The organism is Nakamurella flavida (genome assembly GCF_030811475.1).
Classification (GTDB): Bacteria; Actinomycetota; Actinomycetes; order Mycobacteriales; family Nakamurellaceae; genus Nakamurella; species Nakamurella flavida.
Map to the genome: position 1 here is coordinate 3,030,845 of NZ_JAUSQV010000001.1, position 17,105 is coordinate 3,047,949.

The window sequence follows — 17,105 nt, forward strand, 5'->3', positions numbered from 1 at the left end:
CTGGTTCGGCGCGTTCAGCCCGATCGGTTCGTCCGGCCGGGTCTGCCCGTCCGACGCGGCAGGCCACCCCGCTGCCGCGTGCTCGTGGCCGGGAAGATCAACGTCCGCCCTGATTCCAGCCGAAGTGCAGCACCCGGTCCCGGGGTACCCGGTGTCGGTGCCGCGGGTGGCGTCGGTGGACGCTGTTCGGCCCGTGCGGCCGCGGGCGGATCGTCGGCGGACAACGCCCGATACCAAGCCGGAGGTTGCCAGGCAGGCTCGGCGGCGGCGGCCGGCGGCTCGGATGGGTCCGGGGTCGGGCCGTCGTGCTCCAGGTCGTGCTCCGGCCGGTCGGGGCTCGGTTCGGTGTGGTCCGGTTCGGCGTGGTCCGGTTCGCCGTGTTCCGGCCCGACATGGTCCGGCCCGTGGTGGTCCCCGGTGGGTCCGGGCTGCCCCCCGGCCGGTGGTGGCGCGGTCGCCCGGGGCGAGGTCGTGGCCACGGCCGACGGAGCGGCTCCGGGTCGGGTACCGGTCCGATGGTCCCCGGTCGGGATGCCCAGCGAGTCGAGCCGCTCCCACACGGGCTCCATCGCGAGTGCGGGATCCCGGAAGAAGGAGGAGCCCCGGATCCGCTCGAAGGTCCACCCGGCCCGTTCCAGGACCTCCTGCCGGGCGCGGTCACGGTCCCAGGCGTCGTCCCCGTGCCAGCGGTCGCCGTCGCACTCGATGGCGAGTCGGGCGTCGGGACCGGAGACCACGATGTCCAGCCGGTAGCGACCCACCTTGTGCTGCACCGTGACGTCCCGGTACCCGCGTTCGAGCAGGGCCCGCACCACCCGCTTCTCGAACTCGGATTCGCATCGCTCGAGGAGGTCGGTGCGGGCCTCCTCGACCTCGGCCGGGTCGCTGCAGTGTCGGATGAGCGCCGCGCGCAGGTCGCCGTTCGGCAGCATCGAACTGTCCACGGAGGTGACGACCCACATCTGGTGGCGGGCCCGGGAAGCGGCGACGTTGATCCGCCGCAGGTCCGCCTCCTTGGTCATGGCGCCGAACCGGGTGTCCGGTCGGGTGGGATCGACGGCCACGACGGTGCTGATCACCATCACGTCCCGCTCGTCACCCTGGAAGTTCGCCGCCTCGCCGACCCGGATCTGGCGCTGCAGCAACACCTCCGGCCCGAGCCGGTCGTACAGCCGGTCGCGGACGAGGGTCGACTGGGCGGTGCCCAGCAGGCACACCACCCCGAAGGTCATGCCGTCGTGGTCGGGGCTGCCGTGCAGTCGTTCGAGCAGGTCGACGACGGCGTCGGCCTCCGGTTCGTTGACGAACCCGCGTCGGAATCCGTCGGGTACCCGGACCAGCTGCAACGGCTGCCAGCCCGGTCGGGGCGGCCGGTCGCGCAGCGGGATGATCTGCCCGTCGTAGGCATGCCGGTTCGAGAACTCGATGATGGCGGGAAGGCAGCGGAAATGCTCGGTCAGCATCACCGGGCGGGAGAACCGCAGCATGGCCAGGTCGTACAGGCTCTTGTCGGGATCGAAGACCGTTCGGTAGCGCGGGATGTCGCGGAGGAAGTCGTCCATCAGGTCGAAGATCCGGGCGCGGTCCAGGCCGACGTGCTCCGGGCTGGTCTGCTTGTCGTCGCCGACGATGATCGTGGAGGACGCCAGGGACAGCAGCGGGAGCGCCTCGAAGCCGATCTGGGAGGCTTCGTCGACGATGAGCACGTCGAACGGGGGGACGGCCGCCGGGCGGAAGCTGGACAGTGCCCGGGATGTCGGCATGATCCACACGGGCACCGCCGTGGTCGCGTCCTCCAGGGCGGACCGCATCTCGGTGATCCACCGTTGGGCGAACTTCCCCCCTGTCCTGCCGTATCGGTTGACCGCGGCGACGTACGCCTGCAGGGCCTGTCGCTCCTGATGGCCGAGATTGTCGACGAGGCGCCGCCACGCCTTCTCGCTGACCAGTTCGGTCACGGCGCGGCGACGGTCCTGGGCGACCTGCTCCAGGTCGGCCTGCAACTCCGCCGGGGTGTGTCCGGCCGCCACCTGCCCGAGCCAGGTCTCCAGTTGCCGCCACTGCCACATCGCCAGGAACTCGTCGGGTGGGCCGGCCGCGTCGGCGTCCTGCAGGATCGCCGACGCCCACACCGGGGCCGCGGCGGACAGCCGCCGCTGGAGCACCGTCAGCCGGGCTGAGGGGAGGGCGATCCGTTCGAGACCGGCGAGATCCTCGAGGGATTCGTCCCAGCCACGCACGTCCCGATGCACTGCGGCATCGGCGAACCGGAGCCAGAGCGAGGACGCTGCCGGCGCGGTGGCACCGGTCCGCAGTTCGCCCGCGAGAGCGGTGAGCTGCTCGTCGACCGCCCGCTGTCGGGCGAGGGCGGCCACGGCCCGGGTGAGGTGGGCGGCGTCGTCGAGGGCGTCGGCGGTCGGGTCGGTGGGCGCCGCAAGTCCCACCGCGGTCAGCCGATGGCGCAACTCGTCCCAGCGCTGGTGGGCATCCCGGCACTCCCGGATCTGGTCCAGCCGGGCGCCCAGGCTCTCCTCCGGGTACCCGGCCAGCGGTTCTGCGCCCAGGGGACCGGCCTGGTTCATCCAGAGCGTGGCCATCTGATGGCGCAACACCTCCAGGGAGAGAGCATCGAGGCACAGCTGGGCGCCCTCCGCCGTGGCCGGTGGCCGGCCGTCCACGGTGCACGCCTCCAGGGCGCGTCTGGCGTCGCGGGCGAACAGGCCGATCTTCCCGCTGCCCCGCAGGCGGGTCACCGCGTCCTGCAGGTCGCGTTCCAGGTCGGGCGGTGTGGTCTCCGGTAGCCGAACCGCATGCGCACGCAGCCGTGCCCGCAGGGTGAAGGCGCGGTCCCGGAGCGCGGCGAGCGTCCCTGCGGCCGAGGCCCACTCGTCGACCAGACGGGTGTCGGTGTGCTGGGCGAGCAGGCGGGCCCGCCAGCCTCCGTCGATCGTCCGGCGCCACTCGGCCTCGGTGTTCAGGGCGCCGGCGAGTTCGGTGAGGTGCGGGAGGTCGGTGCCGCGGACGCCGTCCCGGCGCAGTGCCGTCCGTCCCCGATCGGCCTGCGCACCGAGCTGGACGTGCTCGTCGATCATGCGGCGGAAGTCGGCCCCCGACAGTAACCGGGACCGGTCGGGCAGGGCTCGGCCGGCCTCACGGGCGGCGTCGGCGCCGACCGTGCGGACGAGTTCCACGAGCTCGACGAATTCGGCCGTGGTCAGCGGGGCGGGCGTGGCGGGGGTGAGGGGATCCGGAACGGCCCCGAACTCCTCGTGTTCGGACACCCACTGCGCCGCCGCCTGGGGGGTGAGCGGTCCGCCGGCCAGCCAGTCACCCGGCAGCTCGGTGATCTCCGCGCGCCGTGTCTCGCGGAGCTGAGTGGTCAGCGAAGCCGCGCGTCGGTCGAGATCGTCGATGCCGCCCTCCAGCTGGCTGATGCGCGCGTCGGCGACCACGGGATCGACCTGACCGACGCGCGACTGGATCTGCCGGATGGAACCACCGAGTCGACGGCGGCCGTCCTCGTCGGCGCCCAGCACCGACACGGTCAGGTCGCGGATCTCCTCCGGCACCTTGTCCGCCAGGACGGCGAGCGCCTGCTCCTTCTCGGCGACGACCAGCACCCTCTTCCCGTCGGCGACGAAATGGCTGATGAGGTTGGCGATGGTGTGCGACTTGCCCGTCCCGGGCGGCCCCTGGACGACCACTCCCGGGTGGGAACGGGCGAGCCTGAGGATCTGCTGCTGTTGCTCGTTGGCCGGCAACGGGAGGAGCAGGAGCCCCTCCGTCACGGGTCGGGCGGCCGTGCCGTCGGCCGTCGCGGCGGTCGGGTCCTCGGTGGTGAGGATGGCCCGCAGGGGTGGGGGGATGACACCGTCGTCCTCCCGGTAGAGCTCCCGCATCGCGAGCAGGAACCCCTCGGACTCGGGAAGTCGACGCCGCAGGAAGACCGTCCAGGAGGTGTCGACGACGGCGGAGCCGGACGGGGCACCCTCCGCCAGCAGTCCGTGATCGTCGACGGCGCGAACGAGGCGCTGCAGCAACGGATCCCGCTCGCTCGGGTCCCAGGGGTCGATCGGCTGGTCCAGCACCCCCTGCCGCACCGCGGTGTATCCGGAGCGGTCGAACGGGGCGAGCCCGAGGAGCATGCGGCTCTCCACGTCCACCGCCCCGGCCGGTGCGACGGTGATGCGCTGGGTGCGATGGTCCAGGCCGATCTCCACCGGAACGGTGAGCACCGGATGGTCGACGACCACCGGCGGTTCCTGCTCTGCATCGGTCCACCGGAGCCGCCCGAAACCCCAGATCAGCTCGACGGACTCCCGGTCGAGGGCCAGTCGTTCCCGCTGCTCGAACAGACTGCGGTGCAGGTGCTTCACCGCCTGTGCCAGGGCGGTCGCCACGGCCCAGGGCCGCCACACCTCCTGGATCCATTCGTGTGCCGGGGCGATCGTCCGTTCCCACTCCTGCTGGCCGGGAGTCGGCAGCTCGTCGACGAGCTCGGCTGTCGCACCCTCGGCCGGCGCCGGTGGGGTGAGGACGACCGGCTCGGTCAGCGCGGTGAGCGCGTCCCCGTCGACCAAGAGTTCCACGACCTCCGCCGGTACGACGGGAGCCGGGGGGAGGTCCACGAAATCGACGGCCAGCCAGCAGCTCTCGTCCGGCGTGACCTGGACGGCGGGATGCTCCGGCAGCCCGGAGGAGACCAGGGCGAACATCGCGTGGTCGGCCACGCGGCGGACCGGTGGGTGACGCTGGGCCTCGTACGCCGCCAGGAAATCGATCAGGTTGAGGGCTTGGTCGCGCGCCGACGGCCGCCCGGCCCCCACTGTCGATGTCACACGGTCCCCCAGATGTCGGCGCCAGGATCCTTGCGCCCGACGGGGGTCAGTGTAGGAGTGAGGTCCGACAGGCCGGTCGGTCGCGGGTCCTGCACCTGATTCGAGCGGGGAGCGTCGGGGTCGCGCCCGGCCACCGCGGCTGATCTCCTGATGTCAAGGTGGCTCCTCCGGCGGACGGGAGGGGCTCGGGATCCGGATCGTGTGCTGCAGCGGGCGCTCGGCCAGGACCCACCCCGTCATGACTCACCCCAGGTGAGATGCAGCTGACAGCAGAAGATTTCGCTGATGGACCAGAGGTGACGAGTCAGGTGCCCGCCCCGGGCGCCGAGGCTCGGACGGGTACGGACGTTCCTCTCCTGGTGACCAGGTGTCCCGTCCGGCGGAAGCCTCCACTGCGGTCCTCGACTGCGCGAACCTTCCGCACCCTGAATACCTCCAGCGTGATGTCGGCACTGCCGAGGTCAGCAGGTGTCGGCACGGGCTGGTGAGTGTCACCGGTGTGTTCGAGCCGCGGTGACGTCGGGCCAGCGGCCCACGATCGAGGCTCGGCTGTGCCGGAAAGTCTGTTGCACAGACGATCTCACCCGTGGTTCTCGGGTTGCGAGGCTGCTCGGTCTTCGGACCGTTGATCGTGCCCATGTTTGCCTCTGGCGCCGATCACCCGGTGGGGGAGTGTTGAAGTGGTGCTGATCGGCCTAGAATCGAACACGTGTACGAGTCCGGCAGTGGAGCGAGCAGCGGGGTGAGGTCGGTGTTGTCGGCTGCCCCGCTGCCGCCGCTGCCGCCGCTGCCGCCGCTGCTGGACCGTGACTCGGGTGCGATGTCCGGTGCTGACCTGGTCGATGCGATCGCGGAGTCCGAGCGGTTGATGTCCGCGGTGGCCGCGTGGCAGATGCGCGCTCTGGCGGCGTTCGCCGTCCCGGGTGTGGCGGGCGATCCGCATGCGTTGGCCGGCCGTCTGGCCGGGAGTCTCTCGTCGGCCGGTGACCCTGACCCGGATGTGCTGGGGTCTTTCGTGCTGGATGCGGCGCAGTCGATGGCCGCCGGTGAGGTCGCCGCGGCGCTGCGGATCTCCCCGGTGACCGTCGGGGTCAAGGTCCGGGACGCTATCCGGATGTGCACCGAGTTGCCCGCTACCTTGGCGGCGTTGTCGTCCGGGGTGATCGACCGGGGCAAGGCCCGGGTCATCGCGGAGTACACCGCGCCGCTGCCCGCTCACCTCGCCGGTGTGGTGGAGGGCCGGGTGCTGCCGATCGCCTCTGCGCAGTCCACCGCGGCGACCCGCAAGGCCACCGCAGCCGCCGTCATCACGGTCGACCCCCGCGGAGCCCAGGAACGGCACGAGCAGGCGCGCAAGGAGCGGGGGCTGTCGGTGCAGCCCGGCACCGACGGCATGTCCACCCTGAAGGCGTACCTGGCCGCGGACGGCGCGGTGAGCATCTTCCAGTTGGCCGACCTTCTCGCGACGCACACCGTCGGCTTCGCTGACGACGACCGGTCCATCGGGGCCCGTCGAGTCGACGCGCTCACCGACCTCGCCGGGCAGATCCTCACCCACGGGCAGGTCGACCTCGCCGACTACCTCACCCCCGACGCCCTGGACGCCGCAGAGGCGGCGGTCACCGTCGATACGGCCGGGATGGCGGGCGCCCCCACCGCCCCGAGAGTCGATGCCGACGGCCCTGTCGAGACCACTGCCGGTGGCTCGAATAGCTCCAGCCTCGACGACACCGCCGGTGCAGCATCACTTCTGAAGCATGACACTGCAACCGGCGATGCCGACTCCACGGCCGCCCCGGCGCCCGCCCCGCCTACCACCATCCCTCGGGCCGGTGAATCTTCCGCCGGATCCATCAGCGTCACCCCTGCCCCTGCCCCTGCCTCTACCGGGGGCGGGGGCCACCGCGCCGATCAGCGCGCCACCCGGCGCCTGTCCCGGCAGGGCCGCCGCCCCCACCTGCAAGTCACCCTCGGCCTGCACACCCTCGCCGGCCTGGACGACCTGCCCGCCGACCTCGCCGGGTACGGCGCCATCACCGCCGGCATGGCCCGCACCATCGCCGCCTCCGCCGCATCCCTGTGCACCCTGCTCGCCGACCCCACCACCGGCGCCGTCACCCACGCCGGCACCCACCACTACCGGCCACGCCAAGACCTGCGAGACCACCTCACCGCCCTGACCGACTCCTGCCGCTTCCCTTCCTGCCGCCAACCCGCCTGGCGCTGCGACATCGACCACCGCAACCCCTTCGACCACCACCGACCATCAGCCGGCGGACACACCACCACCAGCAACCTCGACCCGCTCTGCCGCAGACACCACCTGTTCAAACACCACACCGACTGGACCCTGCGACGAGACCAGCCCTCACCCACCGACCCCGCCGGCCTCGGCGTCACCTGGACCAGCCCCACCGGACACACCTACCCCGACCCACCCCGACAGGTCGCCATCCCCGAGACATGGACGGTCCGTCTGGGCGGCGGCCCCGCCGACGAGTCCGCCGAACAGGCCGGTGCGGTCACCGGTCCGGCCGGCCCGCCCGGTGCGGTCGGCGTTCCCCCGATGTCCCTGCACCGCATGGCAGCCGAACTCGACATCGACCCGGCGGACCTCGTCTCCATGCTGGTCCGAGCGCGCCTCCGTGAACGGATCCCCCGCGCACACCAGCCGGGAGCCGACCCAGCAAAGGTCGAGAACGATGACCCGTCCCACAGGACAGGAGAGCGACAGGATGACGACGACCCGCCGCCGTTCTGACGCCGGTTCGACCCACCGTCGCCAGGGGTGGATGGGGTCCGGCTCAGGTCTCCACGATCGTCTGGACGACCAGCACGGTCATCGGCTCGTCGGCCCATGTCGTGTGGTCATCGCCCTCCACCCACCGGACGGCCTGCCCCGCCGAGACGGATGCGGCGACATCGTCGGCGCCGGCCACCCGCCCCCGACCCGAGATGACGTACAGGGTCTGGTCGGTGCCTGCGCGGTGCCGCGGCAGGGAGCTCCCGGCGGGCAGGTCGATGACGTCGATCCGGGAGCGACCGGTGTGACCCCACGCGAGGATGTTCCGCAGGGTCACACCGTCGTCGGTGAGGGGCTCGGCCGAGACCGCGACAATGTCCACCCGGTCAGGCTCCCACCCGGCCGGACTCCCAGCCGGCCGGGCTCCCACCCGGTCGGGCTCCCACCCGGTCGGGCTCCCACCCGGCCGGGCTCCCACCCGGCCGGACTACCACCCGGCCGGACTCCCACCCGGCCCGATCAGCCCGCCGGGACGCCGACCGACGGCGTGGACGGCGGTGCTGACGAAACTGACGACGCTGACGCAGACGGGGCAGCGGGAGCGGTGGACGTCGGCGCCGGAGTGGTGGGCACTGCAGTGGTCGGCGCCGCCGTGGTCAGGACAGGACCGGTCGGGACCGCGGCGGTCGGCGCGGGGGCCGTCGGGACCGCGTTGGTCGGCGCAGGAACGGTCGGCGCAGGAACGGTCGGGACCGGTCGCACCTCGGACGGTGCCTCCGTGGTCGCCACGGACTGCGGTTCGACCACCTGCGACCGGGCTGCGGCCACCCGGACCGTGCGGCATCCGAGGAGGGTGTTGTCCCCGCCGCTGGTGCTGATCCCGTAGGCGCACACCGTGCTCTCGCCCGCAGGCAGGGACACGGTGCGGTTGTAGCCGTGGTTGCCGGCCACTCCCGTCACCCGGTTCACGTCCGTCCGGACGTCGTCGGCGGTGAAGGCGGTCCCCACCTGCCCGCCGGCACCGCGCACGTAGATGTGCACGGGGATCGAGGCGCTCGCGTTCTGCGGGTCGTAGGTCCACCCGGCGACCCTGGCCGTGTTCCCCGAGACCTGGACGTCGTCCAGCGCGCCGACGGTCGGCGCGGGTTGCACGGTCAACGTGCGGCAGCCGATCAGCTCGTTCGGCGTCCACGGGTTGACTCCGATGCCGTACGCGCACACCGTCGTCGGTCCCGCCCCGGCCGTCGGCACCGTCCCGGAGAAGCCGCGGTCACCGCCGGCCCAGGGGAACGCCGCCGACACATCGGCCCGCGCCCCGCCCGTGGTCAGCGGGGTGCCCCGGGTCCCGGCCGGGCCCGTCACGTAGACGTGCACCTGCTGACGCGCGCCCGGGGCGCTGCCGTCGGCGGCCCAGCCGGCCACCGAGATACCGGACGGGGTCTGCCCGACGCCGTCGAGCGACCCCACCGGTCCGAGCGTCAGCGTCCTGCAGCCCAGCGCCGTGTTCCCGGTGCCGCGCCCGATGTTCAACGCGAACGCGCAGTAGGTGTGCACCCCGTTGCCGTTCTGCGGGACGGTCGCCGTGAAGCCGAAACGACCCACCGTCCCGTAGACCCGGTTGACGTCGTCGCGGGTCTGATCGGCGAAGAATCCCGGGTACCCGACGGTGCCCTTCGGGCCGGAGTCGTACACGTGCACCTCGGTGCGACCGTTGATCGCGTCCGGATCCAGCGCCCACCCGGCCACCACGACCGAGCGCGACGACACGGAAGCCGCGTCCGCCGACCCCGCCGGGTTGCGCCCTGCCTCGCCGGCCGCCGGATCGGTCGGCACGCTCGTGCAGGCCAGGGCACCGGCACCGCCGCCGGGCACCCACGGCAGATCCACCGCCGGGGCGTCCGCGTTGCTGTCCACGTACGTGGTGGCCTGGGCCTCCCACTTCGCGTAGTACTCCGGGTAGTTGCTGCGCTGCACGGCATTCGCCGCGTACGTCGGCGACATGGTCTGCCAGCCCGCGATGTCCAGCAGGCCGGACGTCGGAGCTGCGCTGCGGGAACCGCCGAAGAACGCCATCGCCTCCCACCGCGGATCCAGCAAGCGCTGCACCACACCCTCGGGATCCGTCACCCCGGTGCTCTGCCCGTAGTTGCCCCACCCCGACGACGGGCGCTGCTGGTACAGGCCGATCGAATCGGTGTCGGAAGCGCCGTCGCGGGATCCGAACCGGTCGTGCGGGTACTTCAGCGACAGCTTCGTCACCCCCAGCCAGTACGCCCGACCCGGGGAGGACCACGACGCGCCCTGCGTGCTGGACCCGTCGTTGGCCAGGTTGCGGATGGAGGACTCCTGGAACATCACCATCACCGCCACGATCTGGCCCAGGCGCGGCACGCCCATCGTCTTCGCCACCCCGATGGTCGTGCGGACGGCAGCCCGCCCCGAGGACTGCACGGGTTCGCCGGCGCCGCTCTGGCCCACCGAACAGGCGGCCGCCGCGGCAGCACGGACGGGCACGGGCGCGGGTGCGGCCGCGGCCGGGGAGGCCACCGACAGGAGACCGGCGACCAGCACGAGGCCGGTCAGCATGCTCGTCACGGCAGGGGGGCGGCGCAGGGGGCGGAGCGCGAGATGCACGGGAACTCCCGATGGGGTCGACGGCAGGGACGCGCGGCGTGCCCCGACGGCGGACTGCGCACCGTCACCCTGTGCTGCGAAGCGTCACAGCAGCGTGAGTGATCGACAGCAGCAGGGAGTTCGGCACACGAGGCCGAGGGACCGGACGGGGAGCCGCCGGCGGCGGTGGGCGGCTGCGCTGGACGGTGGGCGGCCGCTCCGCCGGTGAGGGGCAGGACGCGGGCGACGACGTCGGGCCCGGATGCGCGCCGGTCGGTCGCCCTTGACCGGCCGGCCGCCCCAGCCTGGCAGGAGGACGGCGCCACGAGACGCTTCTCCAGGTCACCATCTGGTGACGACTGCGCGCGAGGGACGACCGGACCCGACCCTACGGCCCGTTCCCGCCGTGGGAGGGTGAGCGGGTCGTGCCGTCGCACCACCCCAGGAGGCGCCCGTGTCGATCCGCCGAGCACACCGGCCACGAGGACCACGGCGATGACCGCGCTGCCGCGGTTCGACATCGCGGGCCGGGTCGCCCTGGTCACCGGGTCCAGCCAGGGCATCGGGCTCGCCCTCGCCCAGGGTCTGGCCGAGGCGGGCTGCCGCGTCGTGCTGAACGGGCGGGACGAGGCCAAGCTGCAGCGGGCCCGGGACACCCTGGCCGAACGCACCGGCGGTGACCTCGTCACCTGTGCGTTCGACGTCACCGACGCCGCGCAGGTCGCCGACGGCATCGCCACCGTGGAGCGTGACGTCGGCCCGCTGGACATCCTGGTCAACAACACCGGTGCACAGCACCGGGCGCCGCTCGTCGACTTCCCCGACGCCGACTGGTACCGCCTGCTGGAGACCAACCTGACCAGCGCCTTCCTCGTCGGGCGCGAGGCCGCCCGGGTGATGTCGCCGCGGGGCCACGGCAAGATCGTCAACATCTGCTCGGTGCAGAGCGAGGTGGTCAGGCCCGGTATCGCGCCGTACGCCGCGACCAAGGGCGGCATGAAGATGCTGACCAAGGGGATGTGCGCGGATCTGGCCCCGTCCGGTATCCAGGTCAACGGCCTGGGCCCCGGCTACTTCGAGACCGAGTTGACCGCGGCCCTGGTCGCCGACGAGACGTTCTCCGGGTGGGTGCGGGGACGCACCCCGGCCGGCCGGTGGGGGAAGGTCGACGATCTCGTCGGGGCGCTGGTGTTCCTGGTGTCGCCGGCCGCGGACTTCGTCAACGGCCAGATCCTGTACGTCGACGGCGGAATGCTGTCGGTCCTGTGACGGCCACGGGGACGGGTGCGGACCGGGCCTGCGTGGTGCACGGGGCGGGAGACCTCCGGGTGGAGGGCCGGCCGGCGCGAGCACCCGGCCCGCACGAGGTCGCGGTCCGCATCGCCTTCGGCGGCATCTGCGGGTCCGACCTGCACTACTACCACCGCGGCGCCGTCGGCGACTTCGCCGTCCGGGAACCGATGGTGCTCGGTCACGAGGTGGTCGGCACGGTCGCCGGGTTCGGCGCGCAGGTCGAGGGCCTGACCGTGGACGACCCGGTCGCCGTCCATCCGGCCACCCCGTGCGACGACTGCCCGCAGTGCCAGGCCGATCGCCGCCACCTCTGCCCCCGGACCCGCTATCTGGGCAGCGCGGCGGCCTTCCCGCACGTACAGGGCGGCTTCGCCGAGCGGATCGTCGTGCCCGCGGCCCAGATCCGGGTGCTCCCGGCCGGTCTCGCCCTGGAACGGGCGGTGTTGGCCGAGCCGCTGTCCGTCGCCCTGCACGCGGTGGCCCGCGCCGGCGAGGTCACCGGGCGCAGTGTGCTGGTCACCGGGGCCGGACCGATCGGCTGCCTGGTCGTCGCCGCGCTGGTCGTCGCCGGTGCCCGCTCGGTGATCGTCAGCGACATGCAGGACGCCGCCCTGGCTGTCGCCACCGCCGTCGGCGCCACCGGCACCGTGCGTGCCGACCGACCGGACGACCCCGGGTGGCCCGCCGAGGTCGACATCGCGGTCGAGGCCTCCGGAACGGCCCCGGGTCTGGACACCTGCGTGCGCCGCGTCTCGCGCGGCGGCGTCGTGGTCCAGCTCGGGCTGCTGCCCCCCGGGGACGTGCCGTTCACCGGGAACCTGCTGGTCACCCGCGAGATCGACCTGCGAGGTGCGTTCCGCTTCGACCACGAGTTCGACCGGGCCCTCGATCTGCTGGCCGGCGACCTGCCGGTCGGCCCGGTGGTCACGCAGATCGTCCCGCTCGCCGACGCGCGGGCCGCCTTCGAGCTGGCCGGCGACCGGTCGCGGGCGTCCAAGGTGCTGCTCGACCTGCGCTGAGCGTGTCCGGCCCGCGCCGAACGGCGTGGATCCGCCCCGAACGATGGCGGAGATGCCGGACCATGACTGTGCGTCGCAGCAGAATCGACCCGCGGGGATGATGACGTGGCGGCACCGGCGGAGTTCACTCGGGTTGTCCCCCATCGACGCGTGTCCGTCCGCGTCGAGAGGTCCGGGACCCAGCCTCCGGGGGAACACCATGGTCTGTGCGACGTCACCTCCGGAACACGCCGACGACGTGTGCACCGACGCCGCGGCGACGGAGGCCCAGCGGCTGGCCGCCGTCTACCGCTACGAGATCCTCGACTCCCCGCGCGCGGCGACCTTCGACCGCATCACCGCGTTGGCCGCCCGGGTCTTCCGGGTGCCGGTGGCCGCCATCTCCATGGTCGACGCCGACCGCGTCTGGTTCGCCTCCTGTGACGGCATGCCGGTGACGCAGACCCCCCGGGAGCCGGGGCTCTGTGCGACCACCATCCTGTCGCCCGTGCCGCGGGTGGTGCCGGATCTCCGCGTCGACGAGGACGCCCGGGACAACTCGCTGGTCACCTCCGGCGCCGTCCGTTTCTACGCCGGTGCGCCGTTGCGGACCGCGGACGGCCACAACATCGGTGCGCTGTGTCTGCTGGACACCGAGCCGCGCACACTCGACGCCGCCGACGTGGAGAACCTCGCCGATCTCGCCGCCCTGGTGGTCACCGAGCTGGAACTGCGCCTGCGCACCCGGCAGGAGGTGGCCGCGGTCCGCCGGACCATGGCCCGCGAGCACCGCCGGCTGCGCCTGCTGTCCGTCACCGACCCGTTGACCGGCATCGCCAACCGTCGGGCGCTCACCGAGGGTCTGGCCCTGGCCCTGGCCGAGGATCTCGACGTCGAGCGGCCCATCTCCCTGGTGCTGGCCGACCTGGACCACTTCAAGTCCATCAACGACCGGTACGGGCACGGCACCGGCGACAGGGTGCTGACCGCGGTCGCCGAATGCCTGGGACGGCAGGTCCGGGACGGCGACCTGGTCGCGCGGTTCGGCGGCGAGGAGTTCATCACCCTGCTCAACGCCACCTCGCGGCAGGACGCGGTCGGCTGGGCCGAGCGAACCCGCGAGGCTCTGGCCGATCTCGTCGTGGACGGAGTCCCGGCGCGGGTGACCGCATCGTTCGGGGTCGCCACCCATGACGGCAGCGAATCCGCCGACGACCTCATCCACCGGGCTGATCTGGCGCTCTACCAGGCCAAACGATCCGGCCGGAACCGCGTCCGCGCTGCCGATCCGGCCGCCTGACCGGTCCGCGGCACTGCGCGCCCCGAGCCGCGGGCTCAGCCGCCGAGCGACGCCGCGTGGGTGCCGGTCCGGCGCTTCTGGATGACGATGTCGAGGACCGCGACGGCCAGGGCGACCACCAGGAACCCGATGGCCACGAGCAGGCCGCCCTGCAGTGCCGGCGGGTAGTCGCCGCGGCTGTCGTCGAGCTGGGCGTAGAAGATCGAGCCGACCGCGGCGATGCCGACAGCAGCGCCGATGCGCTGACCGACCTGCAGCAGGCCGCCGGCCGTCCCGCCCTGCTCGACCGGCACCTGCGACAGGGTGATGGTCTGGTTGGGCGAGATGACCAGCCCCGAACCCAGCCCCGCGACGATCAGCGACGGCAGCAGGGCCCAGCCGATGCCGGTGCCCGGCACGAGGTGGACGGTCAGCAGGATGCCGAGGTACCCGACGACCACCCCGACCAGGCCGACCCCGACCAGCGGCCGACCGAAGCGGTGGACCACCCGGCCGGCGAAGGCCGCGGCCACGCCGGAGGCGATCGCGAACGGCATGGTGACCAGGCCGGCCATCAGGGCCGAGTAGCCCTCGCCGAACTGGAGCAGCAGGGTGATCAGGAAGAACAGCGGGGTGAAGCCGGCGAAGTAGGCGGCGATCATCGAGCTGCCGAAGGAGAACGACCGCAGGCGGAACAGCTTGAGGTCGACCAGCGGCTCCTTGCCGTGGGCCAGGTACCGGCGCTCCCACAGGATGAACACCACGAGCAGCGCGGCGGCCAGCGGCAGCAGCAGCCACTTGGTCGACCCCGTCCACTGCCGTTCCTGGACGAACGGCAGCAGCAGCGCCACCACGCCGAGACCGAGCAGCAGCACGCCGACCGGGTCGTAGTCGCGGCGGCCGGCCGGGCCGCCCTCGCGGCCGGGGATCAGCTTCATGGCCAGCGGCAGGGCCGCAATGCCGATGGGCAGGTTCACCAGGAAGACCCAGCGCCAGCCGTCGGTCTCGCCGAACACCTGGATGAGCACACCGCCGATGACCGGCCCGAGCGCGGTGGAGATGCCGACGACCGCGCCGAGCAGGCCGAACGCCTTGCCGCGCTCGGCGCCGCGGAACATCTGCTGGATCAACGCGGACACCTGGGGGGTGATCATGCCGCCGGCCAGCCCCTGCACCAGGCGCGCGATGACCAGCACCGTCGCGGTCGGCGCCGCGCCGCAGGCCAGGCTGGCCAGGGTGAACGCGACGAGGCCGATCATGAACATCTTGCGGCGGCCCAGCACGTCACCCCAGCGGCCGGCCGGGACGAGCAGCAGCCCGAACGTCAGCGCGTACCCGGAGAGCACCCACTGGATCTGCGAGCCGGAGGCACCCAGCCCGTCGGTGATGGACTTCAGCGCGACGTTCACGATGGAGACGTCCAGCAGGACCATGAAGCTGCCGATCAGGCAGACCGCGAGGGCCTTCCAGCGGCGGGGATCGGGAGCGTCGGTGTCGGCGGGGGCGCCGGCGGGGGCACCGGCGGCGGAGCGGGGGGCGGTCACCGGACCATCTTGCCGCTCCTTCGCACGGGTAAAGGACGTACGGTCGGCCCCCGGTTTCGGGGAACGACCGGCGGGTTGCCGCGACACGCCGGGCGTTCGGCGTCCTGGGCTGGTCCGTCGGGGACGAAGATCACCCGTTCGCGCAGGGCGGGTCGGCCCCGGGCGCCGGCGGTCACCGCACCAGCGCCGCTACCAGATCGCCGTCCTCGACCCGGTCCCAGGCGTCGGTGAAGTCGTCCAGCGCGCCGTGGGCCAGCGCCTCCTCGAAGGCGTGCAGCCGACCGAACACGAACCCGGCGACGCCGTCCGTGCCGGGGTCCGTCGAGAGCTCGGTCAGCAGGGCGGAGGCCCGGGCCGAGGCCCGGTACTCGTCCAACGACTCCTCGACCTCCTCCAGGGAGGCGGCCAGCAGCACGGCGTCCTCGCCGAGCGACGGGGCCAGGGCCTCGATGGTCAGGCGCAGGGCCACCGTCCCCGACCGGACCACCCGGACGTTCTCCGGCCGGCCCGGATCGGCGAGCAGGGCGTCGGAGCCCTCCCGCAGCTGGTCCCAGGCCTGACCCAGCAGGACCGGCAGTTCGCCCGACGCGGGCCGGGCGGCGCGACGGCGCCGGGCCGAACCCGCGACCGCCTCGTCCAGACCGCGGAGGACCTCGAGGTACTCCGGGGTGTCGACGAGGTCGGCGACCTGCGCCGCGGCCGCCTCGGCCCGGGTGGCCAGGGTGCGGGTGAGCACGGCGCGCCCCTGGCGGGCGTAGTCCTCCGGCTCGTCGGACAGCTGGGCGATGAGCCGCCGGTGCGTGTGGTGCACGGTCTGCGCCGCGGCCAGGTCGTCGGCGACGACGGTCGCCCGCTCGAGAAGCCCGTCGACGCGGCCGAGCACCGGATGGCAGACCCCGAGCAGGGCCCGCGCGGAGGTGAGCGCGGCGGCCGCCTCCTCCGCGGCGCCGTCCACCCCCTCCCGGACCCCGCGGTCCGCGGTCAGCAGCGCGGTCCGGGTCCGGTCGAGCGCATCCGCGACCACCGCCCCGGCGGTCCGATCCGGGGCGTCCTTCTTCTTCCCCTTGGTCGTGCCGACCGTCGGCGGGTTCAGCGCCCGGCCCACCTTGGACGCCGACGACGCCGGCCGGGCCCCGGCCGACCGCAGCTCGTCGACGACGGCGGCCAGCTGCTCCCGGGTGCCGTCGACCAGTTCCACCTCGACCTCGCGCCAGTGCTGGGCGCCGGCGGACCCGTCGCGCCCGGTGAGGTCGGTGGCGGTGACCGCGTCGTCCGCCACCTCCACGAGGACCGCGCCGTCGGCGTTCAGCAGGTGGTGCACGGTGCGGCGGGTCTGCAGGCGGGCCACCGGCCGCAGCTCGCGGCCCCGCGCCATGCCGCGGACCAGGCGGTCCAGTTCGGCCGGGACCTGCCCGGCGTCGTGGTCGGTGAGCGGGACGGCGACCTCCGTCCGGCCCCCGGCGACCCGGGGCAGCTTCAGGTGCCACCCGAAGTCGTGCCCTCCGGTCCGCCGCCGCAGGGTGAGCTTGGCGGCGAGCAGGTCGAGCCCGGCCGTGTCGTAGTAGGTGGCGTCCAGCTGGAAGGTCTCCGGTGCGGCACTGCCCGTCACCCCGGCCGCGGCCAGGGCGGGCCGGCCGTCCAGCGGGGGCAGTCCCGCACCGCCGTCGAACTCGAGCTTCGTCTCGATCTCCACGGTGCGCGTGGGGGTGCGACGCGTGGCGGGGTCGGTGGATGCGGGGAGGGACGAGTCGGAACGGGCCATGGGACGGTCGTACCGCGTCCGGGGGGATTCGGCCA

9 protein-coding genes are annotated in these 17,105 nt (G+C 73.1%); 4 read left to right on the plus strand and 5 right to left on the minus strand.

Annotation, left to right across the window (positions count from 1 at the left end):
* Positions 1-14 precede the first annotated feature (14 nt).
* Entirely contained in the window at positions 15-4,838 is a 4,824-nt protein-coding gene (locus tag J2S58_RS13420; RefSeq protein WP_205256621.1) for an AAA domain-containing protein, read from the minus strand.
* Between the two features lie 709 nt (positions 4,839-5,547).
* On the opposite strand from J2S58_RS13420, the gene J2S58_RS13425 reads away from it, so the two are divergent.
* Positions 5,548-7,599, plus strand: a complete 2,052-nt coding sequence (locus tag J2S58_RS13425; protein ID WP_205256620.1) for an HNH endonuclease signature motif containing protein — start codon at positions 5,548-5,550, stop codon at positions 7,597-7,599.
* Positions 7,600-7,642: 43 nt separating this feature from the next.
* Here J2S58_RS13425 and J2S58_RS13430 read toward each other — a convergent pair whose 3' ends face one another.
* Together J2S58_RS13430 and J2S58_RS13435 are read right to left on the minus strand one after the other, a co-directional pair.
* On the minus strand, positions 7,643-7,963 hold the full coding sequence (locus J2S58_RS13430) for a cupin domain-containing protein (protein WP_205256619.1): 321 nt from the start codon (positions 7,961-7,963) through the stop codon (positions 7,643-7,645).
* A gap of 137 nt (positions 7,964-8,100) precedes the next feature.
* Positions 8,101-10,167, minus strand: coding sequence for an SPOR domain-containing protein (locus J2S58_RS13435; protein ID WP_205256618.1), 2,067 nt, complete (start codon positions 10,165-10,167; stop codon positions 8,101-8,103).
* Between the two features lie 522 nt (positions 10,168-10,689).
* Here J2S58_RS13435 and J2S58_RS13440 point away from each other — a divergent pair.
* The 3 genes from J2S58_RS13440 to J2S58_RS13450 all read left to right on the plus strand — a co-directional run bounded on the left by J2S58_RS13440 (position 10,690) and on the right by J2S58_RS13450 (position 13,785).
* Positions 10,690-11,463 (plus strand): SDR family oxidoreductase, encoded by a 774-nt coding sequence (locus J2S58_RS13440; RefSeq protein WP_205256617.1) that lies wholly within the window; start codon positions 10,690-10,692, stop codon positions 11,461-11,463.
* Positions 11,460-12,506 carry an L-idonate 5-dehydrogenase gene (locus tag J2S58_RS13445; protein ID WP_205256616.1) on the plus strand — a complete coding sequence of 349 codons (1,047 nt, stop codon included), beginning with the start codon at positions 11,460-11,462 and terminating at the stop codon, positions 12,504-12,506. Before J2S58_RS13440 ends, J2S58_RS13445 begins: the two co-directional genes overlap by 4 nt.
* A gap of 238 nt (positions 12,507-12,744) precedes the next feature.
* A complete protein-coding gene (locus J2S58_RS13450) occupies positions 12,745-13,785 on the plus strand; it encodes a GGDEF domain-containing protein (RefSeq protein WP_306828553.1) in 1,041 nt (346 codons plus the stop codon).
* Between the two features lie 35 nt (positions 13,786-13,820).
* Here the strand turns inward: J2S58_RS13450 and J2S58_RS13455 are convergent, their stop codons facing one another.
* Both J2S58_RS13455 and J2S58_RS13460 read right to left on the minus strand, forming a co-directional pair.
* A complete protein-coding gene (locus J2S58_RS13455) occupies positions 13,821-15,308 on the minus strand; it encodes an MFS transporter (protein WP_306828555.1) in 1,488 nt (495 codons plus the stop codon).
* A gap of 172 nt (positions 15,309-15,480) precedes the next feature.
* Positions 15,481-17,070 carry a CYTH domain-containing protein gene (locus J2S58_RS13460; RefSeq protein ID WP_205256614.1) on the minus strand — a complete coding sequence of 530 codons (1,590 nt, stop codon included), beginning with the start codon at positions 17,068-17,070 and terminating at the stop codon, positions 15,481-15,483.
* Positions 17,071-17,105: the final 35 nt, after the last annotated feature.